Origin of the sequence: Neisseria sp. P0008.S002 (assembly GCF_051962805.1) — a bacterium.
Classification (GTDB): Bacteria; Pseudomonadota; Gammaproteobacteria; order Burkholderiales; family Neisseriaceae; genus Neisseria; species Neisseria perflava.
In genome coordinates this window covers 1-23,165 of sequence record NZ_JBQCUY010000010.1, presented here as the reverse complement: position 1 = coordinate 23,165, position 23,165 = coordinate 1, and the positions used below count along the sequence as shown (strand labels likewise).

General features: G+C 48.3%; 17 protein-coding genes, 1 tRNA gene and 1 pseudogene. 10 read left to right on the top strand and 9 right to left on the bottom strand.

Annotated elements, in window-relative coordinates:
- Nucleotides 1-2,066: YadA family autotransporter adhesin (locus ACTHSA_RS10325; protein ID WP_440367551.1), on the top strand; the 2,066-nt coding region annotated here is incomplete at its 5' end.
- A gap of 155 nt (nucleotides 2,067-2,221) precedes the next feature.
- Complete coding sequence (gene pepN, locus ACTHSA_RS10320) at nucleotides 2,222-4,843, top strand: aminopeptidase N (RefSeq protein ID WP_004521024.1); 2,622 nt, start codon at nucleotides 2,222-2,224, stop codon at nucleotides 4,841-4,843.
- A gap of 151 nt (nucleotides 4,844-4,994) precedes the next feature.
- Here pepN and ACTHSA_RS10315 read toward each other — a convergent pair.
- The 7 genes and pseudogenes from ACTHSA_RS10315 to ACTHSA_RS10285 form a co-directional block, all read right to left on the bottom strand.
- Nucleotides 4,995-6,002 (bottom strand): annotated as a pseudogene (locus ACTHSA_RS10315) (IS5 family transposase).
- Between the two features lie 249 nt (nucleotides 6,003-6,251).
- On the bottom strand, nucleotides 6,252-7,379 hold the full coding sequence (gene porB / locus ACTHSA_RS10310) for a trimeric porin PorB (RefSeq protein ID WP_004521028.1): 1,128 nt from the start codon (nucleotides 7,377-7,379) through the stop codon (nucleotides 6,252-6,254).
- A 388-nt stretch (nucleotides 7,380-7,767) separates the two neighbouring features.
- Nucleotides 7,768-8,781, bottom strand: a complete 1,014-nt coding sequence (gene ilvC, locus ACTHSA_RS10305; protein WP_004521030.1) for a ketol-acid reductoisomerase — start codon at nucleotides 8,779-8,781, stop codon at nucleotides 7,768-7,770.
- A 61-nt stretch (nucleotides 8,782-8,842) separates the two neighbouring features.
- Nucleotides 8,843-9,136 carry a putative quinol monooxygenase gene (locus tag ACTHSA_RS10300; protein WP_070624999.1) on the bottom strand — a complete coding sequence of 98 codons (294 nt, stop codon included), beginning with the start codon at nucleotides 9,134-9,136 and terminating at the stop codon, nucleotides 8,843-8,845.
- 66 nt (nucleotides 9,137-9,202) lie between these two features.
- Entirely contained in the window at nucleotides 9,203-9,694 is a 492-nt protein-coding gene (gene ilvN / locus ACTHSA_RS10295; RefSeq protein WP_003748480.1) for an acetolactate synthase small subunit, read from the bottom strand.
- Nucleotides 9,695-9,704: 10 nt separating this feature from the next.
- Nucleotides 9,705-11,432: a biosynthetic-type acetolactate synthase large subunit gene (gene ilvB / locus ACTHSA_RS10290; RefSeq protein ID WP_070625001.1), complete on the bottom strand. Its 1,728-nt coding sequence runs from the start codon at nucleotides 11,430-11,432 to the stop codon at nucleotides 9,705-9,707.
- A gap of 391 nt (nucleotides 11,433-11,823) precedes the next feature.
- Nucleotides 11,824-11,908 (bottom strand) — tRNA-Leu (locus ACTHSA_RS10285).
- Nucleotides 11,909-12,191: 283 nt separating this feature from the next.
- Between ACTHSA_RS10285 and ACTHSA_RS10280 the strand changes: the two genes are divergently transcribed.
- From ACTHSA_RS10280 to hisD, 4 genes are all read left to right on the top strand, one after another.
- Nucleotides 12,192-12,854, top strand: coding sequence for an SCO family protein (locus tag ACTHSA_RS10280; protein WP_049349096.1), 663 nt, complete (start codon nucleotides 12,192-12,194; stop codon nucleotides 12,852-12,854).
- Nucleotides 12,855-12,934: 80 nt separating this feature from the next.
- Complete coding sequence (hisG, locus tag ACTHSA_RS10275; protein ID WP_070459238.1) at nucleotides 12,935-13,588, top strand: ATP phosphoribosyltransferase; 654 nt, start codon at nucleotides 12,935-12,937, stop codon at nucleotides 13,586-13,588.
- A 55-nt stretch (nucleotides 13,589-13,643) separates the two neighbouring features.
- Nucleotides 13,644-14,369: an oxygen-insensitive NADPH nitroreductase gene (gene nfsA, locus ACTHSA_RS10270; RefSeq protein WP_070625003.1), complete on the top strand. Its 726-nt coding sequence runs from the start codon at nucleotides 13,644-13,646 to the stop codon at nucleotides 14,367-14,369.
- A gap of 71 nt (nucleotides 14,370-14,440) precedes the next feature.
- Entirely contained in the window at nucleotides 14,441-15,733 is a 1,293-nt protein-coding gene (hisD, locus tag ACTHSA_RS10265; protein ID WP_070625005.1) for a histidinol dehydrogenase, read from the top strand.
- A gap of 112 nt (nucleotides 15,734-15,845) precedes the next feature.
- Here the strand turns inward: hisD and ACTHSA_RS10260 are convergent, their stop codons facing one another.
- On the bottom strand, nucleotides 15,846-16,727 hold the full coding sequence (locus tag ACTHSA_RS10260) for a prephenate dehydrogenase (RefSeq protein WP_070625007.1): 882 nt from the start codon (nucleotides 16,725-16,727) through the stop codon (nucleotides 15,846-15,848).
- A gap of 296 nt (nucleotides 16,728-17,023) precedes the next feature.
- Between ACTHSA_RS10260 and ACTHSA_RS10255 the strand changes: the two genes are divergently transcribed.
- From ACTHSA_RS10255 to ACTHSA_RS10240, 4 genes are all read left to right on the top strand, one after another.
- Complete coding sequence (locus ACTHSA_RS10255) at nucleotides 17,024-17,518, top strand: MarR family transcriptional regulator (RefSeq protein ID WP_004521040.1); 495 nt, start codon at nucleotides 17,024-17,026, stop codon at nucleotides 17,516-17,518.
- A gap of 49 nt (nucleotides 17,519-17,567) precedes the next feature.
- On the top strand, nucleotides 17,568-18,974 hold the full coding sequence (locus ACTHSA_RS10250) for an efflux transporter outer membrane subunit (protein WP_070625009.1): 1,407 nt from the start codon (nucleotides 17,568-17,570) through the stop codon (nucleotides 18,972-18,974).
- A gap of 225 nt (nucleotides 18,975-19,199) precedes the next feature.
- Nucleotides 19,200-20,390 (top strand): HlyD family secretion protein, encoded by a 1,191-nt coding sequence (locus ACTHSA_RS10245; RefSeq protein WP_070625011.1) that lies wholly within the window; start codon nucleotides 19,200-19,202, stop codon nucleotides 20,388-20,390.
- A gap of 101 nt (nucleotides 20,391-20,491) precedes the next feature.
- Nucleotides 20,492-22,018 carry a DHA2 family efflux MFS transporter permease subunit gene (locus ACTHSA_RS10240; protein ID WP_070625013.1) on the top strand — a complete coding sequence of 509 codons (1,527 nt, stop codon included), beginning with the start codon at nucleotides 20,492-20,494 and terminating at the stop codon, nucleotides 22,016-22,018.
- 42 nt (nucleotides 22,019-22,060) lie between these two features.
- Here the strand turns inward: ACTHSA_RS10240 and thrB are convergent, their stop codons facing one another.
- The gene (gene thrB, locus ACTHSA_RS10235) at nucleotides 22,061-22,978 is read right to left on the bottom strand and encodes a homoserine kinase (RefSeq protein WP_070625017.1); all 918 of its coding nucleotides are present in this window, start codon (nucleotides 22,976-22,978) and stop codon (nucleotides 22,061-22,063) included.
- Between the last annotated feature and the right edge of the window lie 187 nt (nucleotides 22,979-23,165).

Here is a 23,165-nt window from a genome sequence, read left to right as displayed (position 1 = left end):
GCGACACCATCAATGTCAAAGGCGACAGCAACATCATCAGCGAAACCGTAGCCGGTGGCGCACAGCTGAAACTGGCCGATGTATTGAATGTCGGTCAAGCGGCTCCGGTGAAAATCGATGGCGACAAAGGTGAAGTCAGCGGCTTGAGCAATACGACTTTGGGTGGCAATGATTTTGCCCAAGGTAAACGTGCAGCGACCGAAGAGCAGCTGAATGCGGCCCAAGATCAGTTGGTGAATGTATTGGGTGGCAATGCGGCCAATAATGGCGGCAACATCAGCATGACCGATATTGGCGGTACTGGTGAGAACAATATCCACGATGCAATCAAAGCCGTTAATGCAACTGCCAATCTGCCTTTGACTTTCGGCGGCGACAGTGGCAAAGACGTTGAACGCAAACCGGGTACGAAGCTGAATATTGTTGGCGGTCAAACCGATGCAGCCAAACTTTCAGACGGCAATATCGGCGTTGTAGCGAATGGTTCTGATAAGTTGGAAGTCAAATTGGCTAAAGACTTGGCAGTTGACAGCGTGAAAGCCGGCGATACCACAGTCAATACTGACGGCGTGAAAGTTGGCGATGTCAATCTGACTAAAGCCGGTTTGAACAACGGCGGCAACAAGATTACCAATGTTGCAGCCGGTACCGATGATACTGATGCGGTGAATGTTGCTCAGTTGAACAAAGCTGCGGCTGCGGCTAAGACTGAAGTCGTTCAAGGCGATAACATTGTTGTTACTCAGGATGTCGGTGCCAATGGCCAAACCATTTACAAAGTGGCTACCGATAAAAACCTGAAAGTCGACAGCGTTACCGCAGGCGATACCGTGATGAATAATGACGGTGTGAAAGTCGGCGATGATGTTGCATTGAACAAAGACGGCTTGAAAGCAGGTGATGTGAACCTGACTAAAGCTGGCTTGAACAATGGCGGCAATAAGATTACCAACGTTGCGGCCGGTACGGATGACACCGATGCAGTCAATGTTTCCCAACTGAAACAAGCTGCGGAGGCATCTAAGACTGAAGTCGTTCAAGGTAAGAACATCGTTGTGACGGAAAAAACAGGTGACAAAGGTCAGACTGTTTATGAAGTTGCTACCGATAAAGACTTGGACGTTGACAGCGTGAAAGCCGGTGATACTACTGTCAACAATGATGGTGTGAAAGTTGGTGATGACGTTGCATTGAACAAAGACGGCTTGAAAGCAGGCAAGGTAAACCTGACTAAAGACGGCTTGGACAATGCGGGCAACAAAGTAACCAACGTAGCAGATGGCGATCTCAATGCCAACAGCAAAGATGCCGTCAACGGCAGCCAGTTGTACGCAACCAACCAAAACGTAGCCAACAACGCCGCGACGATTGCCAAAGGCATCAACTTCGGCGGTACGACCGGTAGCAACAACTATGCGTTGGGCAATACCATCAACGTTAAAGGCGACAGCAACATCATCAGCGAAACCGTAGCCGGTGGCGCTCAACTGAAGTTGGCTGACGAGATTAGCGTGAAGACAGTGAATGCCGATACCTTCAAAGCAGGCGATACTGTGATGAACAATGACGGCGTGAAAGTTGGCGATAAAGTTGCATTGAACAAAGACGGTCTGACCGCAGGCAATACCGTGGTCAACAACGATGGCGTAACCATCGCTGCACCGACTGAAAGCAATCCGAACAACCAAGTCAAATTGTCTCCTGTCGGTCTGAACAACGGCGGCCAACGCATTACCAACGTGGCTCCGGGTAAAGACGGTACAGACGCGGCAAACGTGAACCAGTTGATTGGCTTGGGCAACGAATTGCAAAACAACATCAACCAAGTAGGTAAGAAAGCCTACGCGGGTGTGGCCGGTGCGATTGCCCAAGGCTCGATTCCGCAAGTAACCCGTCCGGGTGCGACCGGTATCGGTGTCGGCAGCGGCTACTACGGTGGTCAGTCTGCCATGGCCATCGGCGTGTCTGCGATGAGCGACGGCGGCAACTGGATTGTCAAAGGCAACTTCTCGGCCAATACCGACGGTCATGTCGGTGTCGGTGCCGGTGCGCTGTATCAGTGGTAAGTTGGCAATGACAGGCAACTAGATTTGCTGCCTGAATAGGGAGGCCGTCTGAAATTTTAGGTTTCAGACGGCCTTTTTTTCTGAAAACACTTGAATTTAGGCTATCTGAAACGATATGCTTCATCTATTTACCGCATGACTCTGAAAGAGAACAAATGAGCAAAACCATCCATTATTTGAAAGACTACGCCGCGCCAGCGTACCGTATTCTGAAAACCGACCTGCATTTCGATATTTTAGAACCGCAAACCATCGTCAAATCTAGTCTGACCGTTCAACCTGAAAGAGCAGGGGAGCCATTGGTATTGGATGGTTCGGCAAAACTGCTGTCTGTGAAAGTAAACGGCCGGGTCGTAGATTATGTGTTGGAAGACGAAAAACTGACGATTGCCGGCGTGCCGTCTGAAAACTTCACGCTGGAAGTAGAAACCGAAATTTTGCCGGCTGAGAACAAATCGCTGATGGGTCTGTATGCTTCCGGCGGCAATCTGTTTACCCAATGCGAACCGGAAGGTTTCCGCAAAATTACTTTCTACATCGACCGTCCGGATGTCATGTCTAAATTTACCACCACCATCGTTGCAGACAAAAAACGCTATCCGGTGTTGCTGTCTAACGGCAATAAAATTGATGGCGGCGAGTTTTCAGACGGCCGTCACTGGGTGAAATGGGAAGACCCGTTTGCCAAACCGAGCTATCTCTTTGCTTTGGTGGCAGGCGATTTGGCGGTAACGGAAGATTATTTTACAACCATGAGCGGCCGTAAGGTCAAAATCGAGTTCTACACCACTGAGACAGACAAACCTAAAGTCGGTTTTGCCGTGGAATCGTTGAAAAATGCGATGAAATGGGACGAGATACGTTTTGGCTTGGAATACGACTTGGATATTTTCATGGTCGTTGCCGTGGGCGATTTCAATATGGGCGCAATGGAAAACAAAGGTTTGAATATTTTCAACACCAAGTTTGTGCTGGCCAACAGCCGTACCGCGACCGATACCGACTTTGAAGGCATCGAATCTGTTGTCGGCCACGAATATTTCCACAACTGGACGGGCAACCGCGTGACCTGCCGCGATTGGTTCCAATTGTCGCTGAAAGAAGGTTTGACCGTTTTCCGCGATCAAGAGTTTTCCGGCGACCGGGCCAGCCGTGTGGTACGCCGTATCGACAATGTCCGTATGCTGCGCTTGTTCCAATTCCCAGAAGATGCAGGCCCGACTGCGCATCCTGTCCGCCCGGCCAGCTATGAAGAGATGAACAACTTCTACACCATGACCGTCTATGAAAAAGGTGCGGAAGTAGTGCGCATGTATCACACCTTGCTCGGAGAAGAGGGCTTCCAAAAAGGCATGAAGTTGTATTTCCAACGCCACGACGGTCAGGCTGTGACTTGTGATGATTTCCGTGCCGCAATGGCAGACGCAAACGGTATCAATCTTGATCAGTTTGCCTTGTGGTACAGCCAAGCCGGTACGCCGGTTTTAGATGCTCAAGGCCGTCTGAAAGATGGAGCGTTTGAATTGACGATCAAACAAACTATTCCGGCTACGCCCGATATGGCGGACAAACAGCCGATGATGATTCCGGTCAAAACCGGTTTGCTGAATGAAAAAGGCGAAGCGGTTGAGTTTGAATATCAAGGTAAACGGGTGAAAGAGGCGGTTTTGGTATTGACTGAAGCCGAGCAGACTTTTGTATTGGGCGGCGTCAATGAGCCGGTTATCCCGTCTCTGCTGCGTGATTTCTCTGCGCCGATTACCTTGAACTATCCGTACAGCGAGCAAGAATTGGCCACTTTACTGGCGGCAGATGAAAATGAGTTTGCCCGTTGGGAAGCTGCTCAAACCTTGTACCATCGCGCCATTAACGCCAACCGTCAGGCATTGGCGGAAGGCCGTCCTTTGCCGGAACATAAAGCATTGATGGATGCTTTGGCTTTGGTGGTTTCCGGTGATTTTGATCCGGCATTCCGTGCCATTTTGCTGCAAATGCCGTCTGAAACCGATGTATGGGCGGAAGAAGAAAATATTGACCCTATTCAGGTTCATCAAGCGCGAGAAGCCTTGCTCAATGCTGTTGCCGTCAAGTTCCTGCCTCAATGGCGCGAGCTGAACCGTCAAGCTGCCGAGCAAGAAAACCAGGCTGATGCTGCTGTTCGTTATGAATACAGCCCGGAATTGGCCGGCTGGCGCACTTTGCGCAATGCTTGCAGGGCATTTATCCTTCGTGCTGACGCAGCGCATATCGAACACGTTGCGGAAAATTACGAGGCAATGGCGCAAAACATGACACACGAATGGGGCATCTTATCCGCAATCAACAGCAATGAAAGCGAAATTCGCGATCGTTTGTTGACGAAATTTGCCGATAAATTCGCCGATGATGCCTTAGTAATGGACAAATACTTTGCTCTGATTGCTTCAAGCCGCCGCAAAGATACTTTACAGCAAGTTCAGACGGCCTTGAGTCATCCTAAGTTCAGTATTGAAAACCCGAACAAGGCCCGTTCTTTGTTGATCAGTTTCAGCCGCAATATTCCACATTTCCATGCAGAAGATGGCAGCGGCTACCGCTTTGTAGCCGATAAAGTGATGGAAATCGACCGTTTTAATCCGCAAGTTGCTGCTCGACTGGTGCAGGCTTTCAACATCTGCAACAAATTGGAAGCCAACCGCAAAGCCGTCATGACCAAAGAATTGCAACGAATCCATGCACAAGAAGGTTTGTCCAAGGATGTGGGCGAGATTGTCGGTAAGATTTTGAATGAAAAATAAAGCCTGAGACCTTTGCAAAATTCCTTTTCCCCAACAGCCGAAACCTAAATAAAGGTTTTCGGCTGTTTTTGTTTCACATATCCACTGATTCTACTCAAATACCCCCTTAATCCTCCCCGGACACCCGATAATCAGGCATCCGGGCCGCCTTTTAGGCAGCAACAGGCGCACTTAGCCTGTTGGCGGCTTTCAATAGGTTCAAACACATCGCCTTCAGATGGCTTTGTGCACTCACTTTGAGCAGACCGAAATAGGCTGCCCGCGCATAGCGGAATTTACGGTGCAGCGTACCGAAACTTTGTTCGACCACATAACGGGTCTTCGACAAATATCGGTTGCGTTTGGTTTGCGCTTCCGACAGCGGATGTTTGCGGTGGGCTTTGCGCATAATGCCGTCCAGCAACCGATGTTCTTCCAGATGTTGCCGGTTTTCCTTACTGTCATAGCCTTTGTCGGCATAGACGGTCATATCTTTGGGCAGTTCTTCCAACAAAGGCGACAGGTGTTTGCACTCATGGGCATTGGCGGGGGTAATGTGCAGTTTCTCGATATAGCCTTCCGCATCGGTACGGGTATGTTGTTTGTAACCGAGTTTGTAGAGGCCGTTTTTCTTTGTTCAGCGGGCATCTTTATCTTTACTCGGTGTGGTTTGACCGCTGACTTGTCCTTCTTCATCGACTTCTATGGCCTGGCGCTGTTTGCTGCCGGCGGTCTGAATAATGGTGGCATCAACGACGGCGGCGGATGCTTTCTCTACTTTTAGGCCTTTTTTGGTCAATTGTCGGTTAATCAGTTCCAACAGTTCGGACGGGGTGTCGTCTTGCGCCAGCCAGTTGCGGTAGCGGCATAAGGTGCTGTAATCGGGGATGCTCAGTTCGTCAAAGCGGCAAAACAGGTTGAAATCGATGCGGGTGATGAGGCTGTGTTCGAGTTCGGGATCGGAGAGGCTGTGCCATTGTCCGAGCAGGATGGCTTTAAACATGGATAGCAGTGGATAGGCGGGACGGCCGCGGTGGTCTCGGAGGTAACGGGTTCTTTGACGATTCAGGTACTGTTCGATCGGCTGCCAATCAATCACTTGATCCAACTTCAATAGTGGGAAACGGTCGATGTGTTTGGCAATCATGGCTTGGGCGGTTTGCTGAAAGAAGGTGCTCATGAGAAATCCCCTAAATGTCTTGGTGGGAATTTAGGGGATTTTGGGGAATTTTGCAAAGGTCTCAGCCTGTCTGTTGACCTTATTGTAATCTAGCAATAAGGATAGATAGCTTAAAGGCCGTCTGAAACCGATTGGTTTCAGACGGCCTTTTTCATATGTCAATGCTTAAATTAATTTTCGTTGAGGGTAGAGAATAGAATAAAAAAAGAGCCTGCATAAAACAGGCTCTTTTTCATACTAATCCGAAGATTAGAATTTGTGACGCAGGCCAACCAAACCAGAGATGGTTTCAACTTTGTGAGGACCAGACTCAGCACCACGCAACCAGCCGGCAGAAACCAAAGCAGTAGTGCGTTTAGAGAAGTCGTAGTCAGCACCAACGATAACTTGGTCGTATTGAGTGCCTTTCAGTTTTTCGCCGTCAACTTTAGCTTTGAAGCCGTGAGCGTAAGAAACGCGAGGAGTTACGTTACCAGCGCGGTAAGCGGCAGTAGCAGCAACTTCGATAGTTTCAGCAGGACGGCTGTCCAAGCCAGCAGCAGTACCGAATACTACGTTAGAAGCGTTAGTACCGGCAGCACGCATAGCAGAAGTTACAACACCGTTAGATTGGGCTTGAGCGTAATCACCCAAAGTTTCCCAGTTTTTAGCGTATTGACCAGCTACAGATACGAACAGGTTGTTAGCATCGTAACCACCTACCAAGCGGTGTACGTGACCGTCTTTTTCAGAAACGGCGTTTTTACGGAAACCACCGGCGTATTGACCGAAGAAGCCAGAGTTTTCGTAGTTCAGGCCAGCGTAGTAAGTGTCACGGGTAGCGTCGTTGTGAGTGTATTTGTCAGAAGGGTTAGCATTGTCACGAGGAGTATATTGTACGCTTGCGCTGAAACCTGAGAATACAGGGCTGTCGTAACGTACAGAAACTGCACGTTCGTCAACACGAGTAAATACAGACATATTCAAAGCGCCGTTGCTGCTTTCCCATTGGTCAACATTGTCACTAGTATTTTTAACAGTAGAGTCCAGTTTACCAGCACGAACTTTACCGAAGCCACCTTCCAAACCGATGAAAGATTCGCGAGAAGCCCACTCTTTGTCGCCACCGGCGATAGAAGTGTTTTGTTCAACTTGCCAGATGGCATTCAGGTTGTTACCCAAGTGTTCGTGGCCTTTAAAGCCGATACGTGAGCCGAAGTCAGCGATTTCAGTAGCAGTTTTAGAGCTTTTCTCGTGACCCAGTTTAGCAGCAGTTTGTTCACCCAATTTTACTTTGGATACTTCAACACCGGCTTTAATTTGACCGTACAGAGTTACGTCAGCCATAGCTGCAACAGGCAGAGCCGCCAGAGTCAAGGCAATCAGAGATTTTTTCATTGCTGTTTTCCTTTTTTAAGTGTGAAGAAGCGAGCATTCGTTCTTCTTATTACGATATCGTTCTCTTTCAACGATTCCATGACCATAATATAAAGGTTATGGCCTAGGAAAACAAATTTTCCTCTTGTTTTGAGTGATTTTTGCAGGGAAACGTTGTTTTTTACAGACAGGGTGGAAGCATAAGGCGGTCTTTTATTTTGGTAATGTGTTTTTCTAAAAGGGAATTTCGGGATAGCTATAAAATATGGGGTATAAAATTAGGTTGTGAATATTGTTTATCGTGTTTTCAGACGGCCTTGGTAATTGGAATTTATCGTGTACTGGGTTTGCAAATATATAAAAAACCTGCCTGATTGCTCGGGCAGGTTTTATTTGATCGAAAGACAGATTAGTTTTTGTCTTGGTCAACCAGTTTGTTTTTGGCAATCCAAGGCATCATAGAACGCAGTTGAGCGCCGACTTTTTCAATTTGGTGATCAGCGGTCAGACGGCGACGTGCTGTCATGCTGGCATAGTTGACGGCACCTTCTTGGATGAACATTTTAGCGTATTCGCCGGTTTGGATGCGTTTGAGGGCATTGCGCATGGCTTCGCGGGATTTGTCGTTGATGACTTCGACGCCGGTTACGTATTCGCCGTACTCTGCATTGTTGGAAATGGAGTAGTTCATGTTGGCGATGCCGCCTTCGTAAATCAGGTCAACAATGAGCTTCATTTCGTGCAGGCATTCGAAGTAGGCCATTTCTGGGGCGTAGCCTGCTTCAGTCAGGGTTTCGAAGCCGGTTTTGATCAATTCAACCACGCCGCCGCACAATACGGCTTGTTCGCCGAAGAGGTCGGTTTCGGTTTCTTCGCGGAAGTTGGTTTCAATCACGCCGCCTTTGGTACCGCCGTTGGCTGCGGCGTAAGACAGGGCGATGTCACGTGCTTTGCCGCTTTTATCTTGGTAAACGGCGATCAGGGAAGGTACGCCGCCGCCTTTCAGGAATTCGCTGCGTACGGTGTGGCCTGGGCCTTTAGGGGCAACCATGATAACGTCGAGGTCGGCGCGGGGTACGATTTGGTTGTAGTGTACGTTGAAGCCGTGAGCGAACGCCAATACTGCGCCTTCTTTCAAGTTAGGCTCGATTTCGTTTTTGTATACGATAGGTTGGTTTTCGTCAGGCAACAGAATCATTACAACGTCGGCTGCTTTGGTTGCTTCAGCAACAGTGCGCACGTCGTGGCCGGCTGCTTCGGCTTTTTTCCAAGAGCCGCCTTGGCGCAGACCGATTACGACATTTACGCCGGAATCTTTCAGGTTTGCTGCGTGTGCGTGACCTTGTGAACCGTAACCGATGATGGCAACGGTTTTGCCTTTGATCAGAGAAAGGTCAGCGTCTTTATCGTAATAAACTTGCATTTTATTTCCTTAGTGTAAGAGGGTTCCGGACAATCCGGGTTGAGTTAAAAGTAATAAGGGGTTAAGCGGGGACTTGGTTCATCAAGACGATTTCCAATGCTTCGGTTTTTCCTTCAATGGATTTGACGAAGTTTTGGAAATGTTCGCTGGCATTGTGTTCGTCAATAGCTGCTTGGGATTTCCAGCTTTCTACGAATACGAAACGGTTGGGTTTGCCGATTTCTTGGTGCAGGTCGTAGCTGATGTTGCCTTCTTCTGCACGGCTGGCTTTGACCAATTCTTTAAACTGGGCAGCCAGAACCTCGGTGTATTCGGGTTTGACGGTAACTAATGCAACGATTTGGATGCTTGACATGTTTGTCTCCTACTGTTTTTCAGACGGCCTTTGTTGAAAGTAAAAGGCCGTCTGAACGATACAGCGTTAAATTTTCAAAATACGCTCGCCGCGGCCGATGCCAGCTGCGCCTGTGCGGACAGTTTCCAAAATTTGAGCACGACCGACTGTCTCAAGGAAAGAGTCGAGTTTTTCGGTAGAGCCTGTGATTTCGATGGTATAGCTGCGGTCTGTCACATCAATAACGCTGCCGCGGTAGATTTCGGTCAATCGCAGGAATTCGTCGCGGTCTTTGCCGACGGCGCGGACTTTTACCAACATCAGTTCGCGTTCGACAAAACGGCTTTCGTTCAAGTCAACCACTTTGACAACTTCAATCAGTTTGTTGAGTTGTTTGGTGATTTGCTCGATGACGTGCTCATCGCCGTGGGTAACAATGGTCATACGGGACAAGGTTTTGTCTTCGGTTGGGGCTACGGCCAGGGAGTCGATGTTGTAATCGCGTGCGGAGAACAAACCTACCACACGGCTCATCGCACCTGATTCATTTTCCATCAGAATAGATAAGATATGTCGCATTTCTTTCTCCTTACGCTTTTGCAATATCGCGCATATGCGGCGGCAGAACCATTTCATCCAAACCTTTGCCGTTGCCGACCATAGGCAGTACGTTTTGTTTCTTGTCGGTCAAGAAATCGAGGAATACCAGACGGTCTTTTTGGTTTAATGCTTCCAGTAAAGCGCCTTCTACATCGGATTTTTTGTCCACACGGATGCCGATATGGCCGTAGGATTCGGCCAGTTTGACAAAGTCGGGCAATGAATCGAAATAGGTTTCCGATTCGCGGTTGCCATAATACAGCTCCTGCCATTGGCGAACCATACCCAAATAGCCATTGTTTAATGTAACGACATTGATGGGGACATTATATTGGAAGCAGGTGGACAGCTCTTGGATATTCATTTGAATAGAGCCCTCGCCTGTGATACAGAAGACGTCTTGTTCCGGAGCCGCCAGTTTGGCACCGAGGGCATAAGGTAGGCCTACACCCATCGTACCCAGACCGCCGGAATTGAGCCATTGGCGGGGACGCTCGAATGGATAATATTGAGCAGCAAACATTTGGTGTTGGCCAACGTCGGAAGTAATAATGGCTGAGTTTTTGGTAATTTCTGCCAGTTTTTGAACAACGTATTGCGGTTTGATGATTTCGCTGTCGTTTTCAAACCACAGGCAGTTGTGCGAACGCCATTCTTCGATGGTTTTCCACCATTTGTCCAATGAGTCGGCTGAAGGTGCAGTTTCTTGTTTGCCCCACAGATGAATCATTTCGGTCAATACGTTTTTGACATCGCCGACAATCGGGATGTCCACTTTAACGCGTTTGGCAATGCTGGACGGGTCGATGTCGATATGGATGATTTTTTTGGGTTTGTCCAAGAATTTTGACGGTACGGAAACCACGCGGTCGTCAAAGCGAGCGCCGATTGCCAAAACGACGTCTGCATTTTGCATCGCCAAATTGGCCTCGTAAGTGCCGTGCATACCCAACATGCCCAAGAATTGGCGGTCGCTGGAAGGGTATGCACCCAAACCCATTAATGTGCCGGTACAGGGTACGCCGGTCATGCGGACAAATTGGGTCAGTTCATCGGAGGCATTGCCCAATACCACGCCGCCGCCGAAGTAAACGATGGGGCGTTTGGCAGAAGCCAGCATTTGTACGGCTTTTTTGATTTGGCCGATGTGGCCTTGTACAACCGGTTGGTAGGAGCGGATGAAGATGTCTTCTTGCGGATAGCTGAATTTGGCCATCGCTTGGGTTACGTCTTTAGGAATATCGACGACAACGGGGCCCGGACGGCCGCTGGCGGCAATTTGGAAGGCTTTTTTAATCGTATCAGCCAGCTCGCCAATATTGGTAACCAGGAAGTTGTGTTTAACACAAGGGCGGGTAATGCCGACCGTATCCACTTCTTGGAACGCATCTGTACCGATGAGGGAATTGCCCACTTGGCCGCTGATGACGACCAGGGGGATGGAATCGCTGTACGCAGTGGCAATACCGGTCAATGCGTTGGTTACGCCCGGACCGGAAGTTACCAAGGCCACACCGACTTTGCCGCTGACGCGGGCATAGGCATCTGCCGCATGTACGGCTGCCTGCTCATGGCGGGTCAGAATGTGCTTGAATTTGTTGAGTTGGAAAATGGCATCGTAGATTTCGATAACCGCACCACCGGGATAGCCGAATACGTATTCAACACCTTCGGCTTTGAGACTTTGCACGACGATTTGTGCGCCTGATAATTGCATATTGACCTCTTTTATGCGGTTTCTAACCAATAGGAACAATCCGCCTCACCACAGCACCTGTAATGCAATTCCGCCAAGCAGCGATTTAGGGTACGCGCATTGAGGGAATACGGCGACAGTCAGACTGTCCAAACAATTGGAAAGGAACACAGAGTTTGTGAAAAAGAGTAGAAAAGATAACGCAAACCGACTGTTCAATCAAGATAAAATCTTTCATCTTTTAACATTTGAAACGGGAAAATAGATTGAAGGTTGATTTTAAAGAAATAAAAAAACAGTTTTATTGATCTTGGTGTGGATGGATTGTTGACAGTTTGAGTAAGGAGAAGGTTTTTTGTAAATGACGAATAGCAAAAAACCTCTTGATTCAATCAAGAGGTTTTTTTAAATTTGGTGCCCAGGGTCGGACTCGAACCGACACACCTTGCGGCGGGGGATTTTGAGTCCCCTGCGTCTACCAATTTCGCCACCTGGGCTAGCGAAGAAGTCGTCATTATAGCGAGTTCTCGAATCTTGTAAAGCGGTATTTGAAAAAAAATTGAATTATTTTTATATTTATTTGATTTTTAATGAATTAAACTTTTTGAGTTTAATGCCTGTCCAAATGGAAGGTAGGTTTTTAAAACAAAAAAACGGTATTTATCTACAAAAAGGGCTACTTTTAATGTGTTAAACGCGTTAATATGAAGATGTTTTGTTTTTAGACTGGCCGGGTGGTTGTTTGGCCTTATTTATTTGAAACGGTTTTGGAGAAAATTTATGCTTTCCGTTACACGAACTTTCTTACTCAGTGCTATTGCGTTGGCCACCCTGGCTGCTTGTCAGCCTAAAGAGGAAGCCAAAGAGGCTTCTTCGGCGCCTGCCGCTTCTGCCGCACCGGCCGCTTCCGGTGAATCTACTGCCAAAGCGCAAGCGCGTGGTACCGATATGCGCAAAGAAGACATTGGCGGCGATTTTACGTTGACCGATGGCGACGGCAAACCTTTCAGCCTGAGCGATTTGAAAGGCAAAGTGGTTATCCTGTCTTTCGGTTATACCCATTGTCCTGACGTGTGCCCGACCGAGTTGCTGACCTACAGCGATACTTTGAAACAATTGGGCGACCAGGCTAAAGACGTGAAAGTAGTATTCGTCAGCATCGACCCTGAGCGCGATACGCCTGAAGTAATCGGCAAATACGCCAAACAGTTCAACCCTGATTTTATCGGCCTGACGGCTACCGGCGATCAAAGCCTGCCTGTCATCAAACAGCAATACCGTGTGGTATCGGCTAAAGTCAACCAAAAAGAAGACAGCGAAAACTATTTGGTCGACCACTCTTCAGGTGCATATTTGATTGATAAAAACGGCGAAGTGGCGATTTTCTCGCCTTACGGCAGCGAGCCGGAAACGATTGCAGCCGATGTGAAAACTTTATTGTAAAACCGTAGTTGGGGCCGTCTGAAATGGGTTGTGGATTTCAGACGGCCTTCTTGCTTTTGATACGGCAAAGGAAAAGAAAAATGACCGACACACTTTTAACGATTGCTTTATCCAAGGGGCGAATTTTTGAGGAAACCCTGCCGCTGTTGGCTGCTGCAGGTATTGTGCCTGCGGAAGAGCCGGAAAAATCGCGCAAGCTGATTATTGGTACGAATCATGACAATATCCGTTTGGTAATTGTACGTGCAACCGACGTGCCGACTTATGTGCAATATGGTGCGGCGGATTTCGGTATTGCCGGTAAGGACGTGCTGATCGAGCATGGCGGAGATGGCCTGTATCAACCTTTGGATTTGCACATCGCCTCATGCCGCATGATGGTTGCGGTTAAAAAAGGTTTTGATTACGCCGCCGCTTCCAAACCCGGCAGCCGTTTGCGGATTGCCACCAAATATCCCGACATCGCCGCTGAACATTTTGCCGGCAAAGGTGTGCATGTGGACATCATCAAACTATACGGCTCGATGGAGCTTGCGCCTTTGGTCGGTTTGAGCGACGCGATTGTCGATTTGGTTTCCAGTGGCAATACGTTGAAGGCCAATGGTTTGGAAGCTGTAGAACATGTGGCTGATATTTCCAGCCGCTTGGTGGTCAACAAAGCTGCTTTGAAAACCAAATATGAGCTGTTGAATCCGATTATTCAGGCATTTGAAAATGCCGCTAAGGCCGTCTGAAAATTTTGGATAGACATTGCAAACCTGTTTGTCAACCCAGTTTGAAAGCCCCGTCATGATGCAAAGCAAATCGACACTCGATACGATTCTTTCCCATCGCTCCATCCGCAGGTTTACTTCCGAACCGATTGCCGATGAAATCCTCGATACGCTGGTGCGCGCCGGGCAGCAGGCTTCGACTTCCAACAACCTGCAATGCGTTTCCATCATCCGCGTATCCGACCTTGCGCTGAGACAGGGGATACATGAAGCGGCTGGAAGCGCACCTTATATTGTCCATTGTGCGGAATTTTTATTGTTTTGCATCGATTTTTCCAAACACAAGGCAATGTTTCCCGATGCGCAAATTGATTGGGCGGAAGTCACCCTGATTGGCGCGGTCGATGCAGGTATTATTGCGCAAAACGTATTGCTTGCCGCCGAATCGCTTGGGCTGGGCGGCGTGTATATTGGCGCATTGCGCAATAATGCGCAAAAAGTGTCGGACGTATTGAACCTGCCGGATTATTGCGTGCCTTTGGTGGGGCTCTGCCTCGGTTATCCCGACCAAGACCCGCCGTTCAAACCGCGCCTGCCGAAGGAAATGGTGTACGCCGAAAACGCTTGTCCGAGCCTGAATGCCGATGCGGTCGAAACCTATAATCAGGCAGTAGCGGATTATTATGAGTTACGCAAGGGCAGGCCGATACCTTGGAAAGAATCGCTGGCCAAAACCTTGGGCAATCCTGTGCGGCCGCATATGTTGGCGTTTTTGCAGAAAAAAGGTTTTTTGAAAAGATAATGTTCAGACGGCCTGTGCGTGGCTGAGGCCGTCTGAAAACAATAGGAATAAAACAAAGAAGAGAGCAAACCATGAAGAAACTCGACACCCAATCCCCTGATTTTCAAGCCGAACTCAAAGCGTTACTCGCTTTTGAAACCGCGCAAAACCCTGAAATCGACCGTGTTGTTGCCGACATCTGCGCCGATGTTCAAAAACGCGGCGATGCGGCGCTGATTGAATACACCAACCGCTTTGACGGTACATCCGCTCAAACCATCGACGATTTAATCCTGACGCAAGACGATTTGCAGTCTGCGTTTGAGCGTTTGCCTGAAAACATTCAGATAGCCTTGAAAACGGCCGCGAGACGGGTGGAAAGCTACCATAAACACCAAAAAATGGAGTCGTGGACGTACGAAGACGAAGACGGCACGCTTTTGGGCCAACAGATTACGCCGCTTGACCGTGTCGGTATTTATGTTCCGGGCGGTAAAGCCGCTTATCCGAGTTCCGTCATCATGAATGCCATGCCTGCCCACGTTGCTGGCGTGAAAGAAATCATCATGGTCGTTCCCACTCCGAAAGGCGAGCGCAACGATATTGTGTTGGCGGCTGCTTTTGTGGCCGGTGTGACCAAAGTATTTACGGTCGGAGGCGCGCAGGCGGTTGCGGCTTTGGCTTATGGTACGGAATCGGTGCCTCAAGTCGATAAGATTACCGGCCCTGGCAATGCTTTTGTCGCTGCGGCCAAGCGACGCGTGTTCGGCGTGGTCGGTATTGATATGGTGGCAGGGCCGTCTGAAATTTTGGTGATTGCCGATGGTACGACGCCTGCCGATTGGGTGGCCATGGATTTGTTCAGTCAGGCGGAACACGATGAAATTGCACAAGCGATTTTGATCGGTACTTCTCAAGCGTATTTGGACGAAGTTCAGACGGCCATGAACCGCCTGATTGAAACCATGCCGCGCCGTGCGATTATTGAAGCTTCATTGGGCAACCGCGGTGCAATGATTTTGGCTAAAGATTTGGACGAAGCCTGTGAAATCGCCAACTATATTTCTCCCGAACACTTGGAACTGTCGGTCGAAAATCCGCAAGAGTGGGCGAAAAAAATCCGCCATGCCGGTGCGATTTTCATGGGACGCTATACCAGTGAAAGCCTTGGCGACTATTGCGCTGGCCCCAACCACGTTTTGCCGACCAGCCGCACGGCGCGTTTCTCTTCTCCTTTGGGAACATATGATTTCCAAAAACGCTCCAGTCTGATTCAGGTTTCAGAACAAGGCGCGCAGAAGTTGGGCAAAACCGCCAGCGTGTTGGCGCATGGCGAAAGCTTGACCGCGCACGCCAGAGCGGCTGAGTTCCGTTTGAAAGACTGAGTGAAACGTTGGTTAAAGTCGTAAGAAATCAAAAAAAGGGCATCTAAACAGATGCCCTTTTTATTGTGATGAAGGTTTGGTCGATAAGGCATCAGGCCGTCTGAAAACAGGGTTAACGGTTTTTCAGCCAGTCATTACGCATTTGTGCGGCTTCTTCAAAATAGCGGTAAAGCTCGGTTTTGTTGCCTTCTGAAAGGAGTTGTTCCAATTTGGATAATTGTTCTTTCAAGTCGCCGGTCAGTTTGAGCAGGGCAGGGCGGTTGGCCATGCAGATGTCTGTCCAAACGGCAGGATGGCTGGAAGCAATGCGGGTAAAGTCGCGAAAGCCGGTGGCGGCATAGGGGAGATAGTCTTTGCCGTGCGGATGGTCAACCAAAGCATGAACATAGGCAAAGGCGGCCAAGTGCGGCAGGTGGGAAACGGCGGCAAAAATATTGTCGTGTTCTTCGGCGCTCATGGTGGAAATTTGTGAACCAACCGCCTGCCACAGGCTTTTCAGCCGTCTTAGGCCGTCTGAAGCTTCTTGGCCGTGTAGCGTAATGATAAGGCGGCTGTTTTGAAACAAACCGCAACGCGCGGATTTTGCCCCGCTTTGATCCGAGCCGGCAATCGGGTGGGAGGCAAAACATTGCGGCAGGCGGTCGGATAAGTGGGTGCGGAAGGCATTGAGTGCCGATTGTTTGGTGCTGCCGACATCGGAAACGCAGGCTGTATCTTTTAAGAAGGGCTTGATGTCGCGGCATACGTCAGGCAGGACGGAGACAGGCGTGGCAATCAAAACCAAATCGGCATTGCCGATACTTTCGGCGCAAATATTCGGATAGGCATGGTCGATGATACCGCATTCGAGTGCGTAATTGAGGTTGTCGGCATTGGTGTCGATGCCGGTAACGGTTTGCACCAGTCCCAAGCGTTTGAGGTCGAGCATGAACGAGCCGCCGATTAAACCGACGCCGATAAGGGTAATGTGGGGGAAAAAGGCGGAAGTGTTCATGGTTTGAATCCGGTACAAGTGGAAAAGCTTATTTTAATCCGTTATGGAGGTCGTCTGAAAGTTGTCATCAAGGTTTCAGACGGCCTTTTTTATGGTCGAATTTTCATGATTTAGGCATAGAAAACTCCGTTTAGTAGGAGCATGTAACCGATTATCAGATTTTCATACACTAAAATAATCATCTGAATTAGTATAACGTCTTAAAGTAAGTAATTGGTATCTTAAAGTAAATTATTACATCATATTTTATTTTGATTGATATCGAATAAAATAATTCACTCAGAAAGAAGGAATTTATGAGTTTTTCACAAACCGAATTAGTCAACGCAATGCGTTTGCTTTCTACCCGTCTGCCGCAGTTTCCGGAGCAGCAAAACCAAGTATCCCGCATGTTGCGCATCGTAACCGAACGTTTGAGCAGCCATTTGAACGAAAACCTGAAAGCGTTCGGCATCAATGAAAACCTGTGGTTTTCCCTGATGGCGGTTTACGTCAGCCCAAACAGCGAAATCCTGCCTTCGCGCTTGAGCGACTTGATGGACTTGACGCGCACCAGTGCCACACGCCTGTCGGACGACATGGTTGAGCGCGGCTGGGTAGAGCGTTATATCAATCAAAAAGACCGCCGTCAGATTGTGCTAAAATTGACCCCTTCGGGTGAGACCTTCATCCACGAAGTATGGCCGCAAATTGCCCGTCAGAGCGGCCAGGCGTGGGAAGATTTCACGAAAGAGGATTATGATACGCTGCAACACCTGTTGGGTAAACTGTTGAACCGTTTGGGCAATTGACAACAGACGGCCTGATGGTCTGCGGCAGACACACATAAACGGAGTCTGTATGAAATTAGGTTTGGTCAAATCAAGCGTATGCGTTGCCGCTGTTTCGCTGTTGGCGGCATGTGCGCCGTTCGGCAAACAGTCGCCTTTGGATGAGACAACAGCCTATCCGCTGCCGCAAGGCCAATCTGCCGCTACTGCCCAAGACGGCTGGTGGATGAAGCTGAAAGATAAAAAATTAAACAATTTGATTGCTTCCGCCATTCAGACGTCTACCAATCTGCGTGTCGTCAAGGCAAGGTTTGAGCAGGCTCAGGCGCAGCTGGGCGTTGTAGGAGCCGCAAACAAACCGCAAGTCGGTTTGGGCGTTACAGGTCTGGGTGCTTATGTTTCACCCAAACCTCAAGCCGGTATGGTTGATACCGACCATACATTGGTTTTGGCGCACGCAGCCTTACAAGGCAGTTTGGTTTTCGACTTTTGGGGTAAAAACCGAGAGCAGATTCAAGCTGTTTTAGGAAAAAGCAGGGCTGCGGTGTATGAAGCGCATCATATCCGCACTGAGTTGGCTCATGCCGTTGCCGCCCAATATTTTGCGTGGCAGATGGCGACAGAACAACTGGCGCTGCTAGATACGCGCATAGAGTTAGCGGATAAGGCATTGAAACTGATGCAACAACGCGTTAAAGCGCAGCTGGCTCCTGCCGATGCCTTGCACGCTCTGGAAATGGCGCAACAGCAATTACAGCTTGAAAAATCGGCATGGACTCAGAAAAATGAGAAAATCCGCAACAGTCTGGCTGTATTGACCGGCCGAGTGCCGGGTGCATTAAATGGACAGGTTCCGGAAAAAATGGTGGCTGTGCCGTCATTGCCGGTTAGCCGTATTGAAGCGGACTTGTTGGCGGCCCGTCCCGATATCGCGGCACAAAAAGCCTTGCTTGAAGAGAAATGGCATATCGTCAAATCGACTGAGGCAGAGTTTTACCCAAATATCGAGTTGAAAGTTTTGGCAGGTATGACGCACATTGATGCGTTCAATCTGATTCGCGGACGGACTTCCGGTATGTTGGGCATCGTTCCGGCTTTGAATCTGCCATTGTTTACTTCCGGTGCGCTGCAGTCCAAATTGGCGGGCAAACGTGCCCAATATAACGAGCAGGTTGCCGTGTATGACCAAACTGTTTTGAACGCCATGCGTTCGGCGGCAGACGCTGTAGTCGACTATCAAAGCCTGAAAAGCCGACAAGATACTTGGAATAAGATGGTTAATATCGCCGATAAATCTGTGCAAAATGCGAAAGGACGTGTTCGTGCTGGCTTGGATAACGGCTTGACCGCCTTGCAAAAACAAGACGAGGCTGTGCGTACAAAAATGTCGGCGGTTCAATACCATGCAGAATATCTGACAGCTTGGAGTAACCTCAATGCCCAGTTGGGCGGAGGCTTTAAATTGAATAAGAAATAAACGTTTTATCAAAACGTAGGCCGTCTGAAATTAATTTCAGACGGCCTTTTGCTTACCTTATTTACATTTGCTACCGGAAGAAATTATTGTAATGAATAGAGTGTAACTATAGAATATAACCCTTTAGCGCGTAAAACGCGCGTATTGGGGGCTGATGGTATAAGTCAGCTACCCGACAAGACAATAATATCGTTATCACATGTGCAGAATTTAAAGTTGGGACTTATGGATACTCAATCAGAAAAAAATAATGTCCAAAATGAAACGGAAGTAGCCGCTTCTGGCGCTAAAACGCATCGCAAACGCAATTTGGTTATCGTTACACTCCTATTCCTTATTACGGCAGCCGTAGTTGCTTTGGCGTATTTCCTGTTTTGGCAGCATGAAGAAGAAACGGAAGATGCTTATGTGGCCGGTCATTTGGTGATGATTACGCCGCAGGTAAACGGCACGGTGCGCAAAGTCATATATGACGATACGGATGTCGTGAAAAAAGGCGATGTTTTGGTGGCTTTGGACGACAGCGATTTTCAGCTGGCATACGATCGTGCGCAAAATGAATTGATTCAGGCCATCCGTCAAAACAAACAGCAAACTGCGGTCAATTCAAAAGCCAAAGCGCAAGTGTTGTTGCGCAAAGCCGATTTGGCCCGTGCGCAAGCCGATTTGCGCCGCCGCGAATCTTTGGCGGGTACGGAAGCAGTTTCCGGAGAAGAGCTCAGCCATGCCCGTGCTGCTGTGGTTCAGGCTCAGGCTGCATTGAAAGCGGTTGAGGCAGAAGAAGTTTCTGCTCAGGCAGCGTTGGGCAGTAATATTCCTCTGCGCCAACAACCGGCAGTTCAGACGGCCATCAGCCACATTAAAGACGCTTGGCTGAATCTACAACGTACGCAAATCCGTTCGCCGATCGGCGGCCAAATTGCCAAACGCAATGTCCAAGTCGGCCAACGTATCGTGCAAGGTACGCCGATGATGGCTGTTGTGCCTCTGTCTGAATTGTGGGTGGATGCCAACTTTAAAGAGTCGCAATTGCGCAAAATGAAAATCGGCCAGCCTGTTGAAATGACAGCCGATTTGTACGGCAGCAAAGTGGTTTACCATGGCAAGGTAATGGGCTTGTCGGCCGGTACGGGCAGTGCGTTCTCATTACTGCCGGCACAAAACGCAACGGGCAACTGGATTAAAGTTGTGCAACGTGTACCGGTGCGTATCAGTTTGGATGCCAAAGAATTGCAACAAAATCCGCTCCGTGTCGGTTTGTCGATGACTGTTAAAGTCGATATTGCCGAGAAGGGCAGCGGTAAAGCCATGACTGCCGAAGCGGAACGAAATACTGCCTTGCCGGAAACGGAAAGTGTGGATTGGAAAGCCGCCGATGCTTTGATCGATAAAATCTTCGAGCAATACGCAAAATAATCTTTTCAGACGGCCTGAGTCTTTCATTGAAGGCTCAGGCCGTCTGAAATATTGATTCTCTTCAATCGACCGCTTTGGCGGTTGTCTTATAGTTTAAAAATATGAATTATCCGCCGTTACAAGGGTTTAAGCTGGTGTTGGCAACTTTGGCGCTCAGCTTGGCCGTATTTATGGAAGTCTTGGACAGCACCATCGCCAACGTTGCCGTGCCTGTTATTGCAGGGGATTTAGGCGCGGCTACCACGCAGGGGACTTGGGTGATTACCTCATTTGCCGTAGCCAATGCCATTTCCGTTCCCTTGACAGGTTTTTTGGCCAAGCGGTTTGGAGAGGTCAAAATCTTTATCGCCGCTGTGATCGGGTTTGTCGTAACGTCATGGCTGTGCGGTATGGCACATAATCTTCAAGCCTTGGTTTTTTTCCGTGTATTGCAAGGCTTCATTGCCGGGCCATTGATTCCCTTGTCCCAAAGCCTGTTGATGGCTTCTTATCCGCCTGAAAAACGAACATTGGCACTGGCATTATGGGCAATGACCGTCGTTGTTGCCCCTGTATTGGGGCCGATTTTGGGCGGTTGGATTTCGGACAACTGGCATTGGGGATGGATTTTCTTTATCAATATCCCAATCGGGATTTTATCCGCCTCCATTGCTTGGAAACAGCTTAGACACAGGGAAACCGAAATTATTAGGGCGCCGATTGATTACGTTGGGCTGGTGTTGATGATTGTCGGTGTCGGTGCATTGCAAATGATGCTTGATAGAGGCAAAGAGTTGGACTGGTTTGCCTCAGGAGAGATTATCGTTTTGGGCATTACCGCTTTGGTGTTCCTGACATATTTTATTGTTTGGGAACTGGGTGAGAAATACCCGATTGTTGATTTGTCATTGTTTAAAAATAGAAACTTCACGATAGGCGTTGTTGCCACATCGTTGGGCTTTATGGTCTATATGGGCACATTGACCCTGTTGCCTTTAGTGTTGCAATCAAATCTCGGCTATACCGCTACTTGGGCAGGTTTGGCTGCTGCACCGGTGGGTTTTTTGCCGATTATTTTATCGCCGATTATTGGTAAGTTTGGCAATCGCGTCGATATGCGCCTGTTTGTCAGTGCCAGCTTCTTGGTGTTTGCTTACACATTCCATTGGCGCACCGATTTCTATGCCGGTATGGATATGAGCAACGTCGTTTGGCCGCAGTTTTGGCAGGGTTTAGGCGTAGCCATGTTCTTCCTGCCTCTGACCAGTATCACCTTGTCGCATATGAAAGGCAATCAAATTGCTTCGGCCAGTAGCTTGTCTAACTTCTTGCGTGTCTTTATGGGCGGTGTCGGAGTATCTGTTGTCAGCACCATGTGGGAACGACGCGAAGCTCTGCACCATACTCAGCTGACCGAACATATTAATTCATTGTCTTCAATCAGTAACCAATCTATTCAAGGCATGATGGTCAATGGCCTGAGCAAAGAGCAAGCCCTGGCTGCGATAAATAGTACCATTTCACAACAAGGCTTTATTATTGGCTCAAATGAAATCTTCTTGGCAGGCAGTATCATATTCATCAGCATGATCCCCATTATTTGGCTGGCAAAGCCGCCATTTAACGGTTCCAGTGGAGGAGGACATTAGATAAAAGGCCGTCTGAATTTCAGGCGGCCTTTTATCTATATATTATTTAAGACTTAATAACAGATCTCTAAATGCATTCGGATCTTTAATAAATGTCATCTCACCTGATTGAGGAAAATGGAAATCCAGTAGGCGGGACACCCAGAAACGGATACATCCGGCTCTTTGTGCAGTAGGGAAATACGCGCGTTCTTCATCAGATAATGGACGTACGCTTTCATAGCCATGGATAAAGGCATCATAAAGGACAGGGTCTAATTTGTTATCAGCTGTTCGTGCCCAATCGTTAACAGCAATTGCCAGGTCGTACATGAAATTACCGTTACACGCATAATAGAAATCGATAAAGCCGGAAACTTCATCTCCATTAAGCAATACGTTGTCTTTAAATAAATCGGCATGGATAATACCGGAAGGTAAATGCTCTCCCAGATTTTCATCTAAAGCTGTAATTTCAGATTGAAGCAGTGCAGCATCCTCAGAATCTAAAACAGGCAGTAACTGAGAGCAGGCATCGCGCCACCAGTCATCATAACGAGGATTTTTCATTTTTAAAGGAAAGTCTTGGCCGGCTAAATGCATTTTGGCCAACATAGCACCAGTATGGAAGCATTGAGCTTCGGTTGGCCAGCCGGTATCAGAACCATTCAAACAAGTGACCAAACAAGCCGGTTTTCCGGCCAAAATAGAATGCAGTCTGCCATCTTTGCGAGCAATCGGAGCAGCGCAGGCAACACCATTCAGACTCAAATGATGGTTGAGTTCTAAAAAGAAAGGCAGTTCATCTGATTTTAAAACCTCAAAAACAGTCAAGACATAACGACCGGTTGAAGTTGTCAAAAAATAATTACTATTAGTAATTCCTTGAGCAATCCCCTGCAAAGAAACAAAATCTCCTAAATCATATTGCAGAAGGAAGTCACGCATTTGAGCGTCGGAAACACTTGTATAGACAGACATAGCAAACTCGAGGCTGATATAAAGGATCAAAGAAACATCATACCAAAAAACAAGCGGCAACAATATAAATTAAAGCGAAGGTCAAATTCAAAAGGCCGTCTGAGACCAAAATTTCAGACGGCCTTTAGTTTGTATTTTTTTGTATGTATGGATAGTGTGGGAGTTTGATAGTATTTTTTTAGAAATA

What these genes read in the sequence shown, in the direction of transcription:
- ACTHSA_RS10260 (WP_070625007.1), bottom strand. Translation starts at nt 16,727, where the DNA reads ATGAACACTTCCGCCTTTTTCCCCCACATTACCCTTATCGGCGTCGGT.
- nfsA (WP_070625003.1), top strand. Translation starts at nt 13,644, where the DNA reads ATGATGCAAAGCAAATCGACACTCGATACGATTCTTTCCCATCGCTCC.
- ACTHSA_RS10255 (WP_004521040.1), top strand. Translation starts at nt 17,024, where the DNA reads ATGAGTTTTTCACAAACCGAATTAGTCAACGCAATGCGTTTGCTTTCT.
- ACTHSA_RS10245 (WP_070625011.1), top strand. Translation starts at nt 19,200, where the DNA reads ATGGATACTCAATCAGAAAAAAATAATGTCCAAAATGAAACGGAAGTA.
- pepN (WP_004521024.1), top strand. Translation starts at nt 2,222, where the DNA reads ATGAGCAAAACCATCCATTATTTGAAAGACTACGCCGCGCCAGCGTAC.
- ACTHSA_RS10240 (WP_070625013.1), top strand. Translation starts at nt 20,492, where the DNA reads ATGAATTATCCGCCGTTACAAGGGTTTAAGCTGGTGTTGGCAACTTTG.
- ACTHSA_RS10250 (WP_070625009.1), top strand. Translation starts at nt 17,568, where the DNA reads ATGAAATTAGGTTTGGTCAAATCAAGCGTATGCGTTGCCGCTGTTTCG.
- porB (WP_004521028.1), bottom strand. Translation starts at nt 7,379, where the DNA reads ATGAAAAAATCTCTGATTGCCTTGACTCTGGCGGCTCTGCCTGTTGCA.
- ilvB (WP_070625001.1), bottom strand. Translation starts at nt 11,432, where the DNA reads ATGCAATTATCAGGCGCACAAATCGTCGTGCAAAGTCTCAAAGCCGAA.
- ilvC (WP_004521030.1), bottom strand. Translation starts at nt 8,781, where the DNA reads ATGCAAGTTTATTACGATAAAGACGCTGACCTTTCTCTGATCAAAGGC.
- ACTHSA_RS10300 (WP_070624999.1), bottom strand. Translation starts at nt 9,136, where the DNA reads ATGTCAAGCATCCAAATCGTTGCATTAGTTACCGTCAAACCCGAATAC.
- hisD (WP_070625005.1), top strand. Translation starts at nt 14,441, where the DNA reads ATGAAGAAACTCGACACCCAATCCCCTGATTTTCAAGCCGAACTCAAA.
- thrB (WP_070625017.1), bottom strand. Translation starts at nt 22,978, where the DNA reads ATGTCTGTCTATACAAGTGTTTCCGACGCTCAAATGCGTGACTTCCTT.
- ACTHSA_RS10280 (WP_049349096.1), top strand. Translation starts at nt 12,192, where the DNA reads ATGCTTTCCGTTACACGAACTTTCTTACTCAGTGCTATTGCGTTGGCC.
- ilvN (WP_003748480.1), bottom strand. Translation starts at nt 9,694, where the DNA reads ATGCGACATATCTTATCTATTCTGATGGAAAATGAATCAGGTGCGATG.
- hisG (WP_070459238.1), top strand. Translation starts at nt 12,935, where the DNA reads ATGACCGACACACTTTTAACGATTGCTTTATCCAAGGGGCGAATTTTT.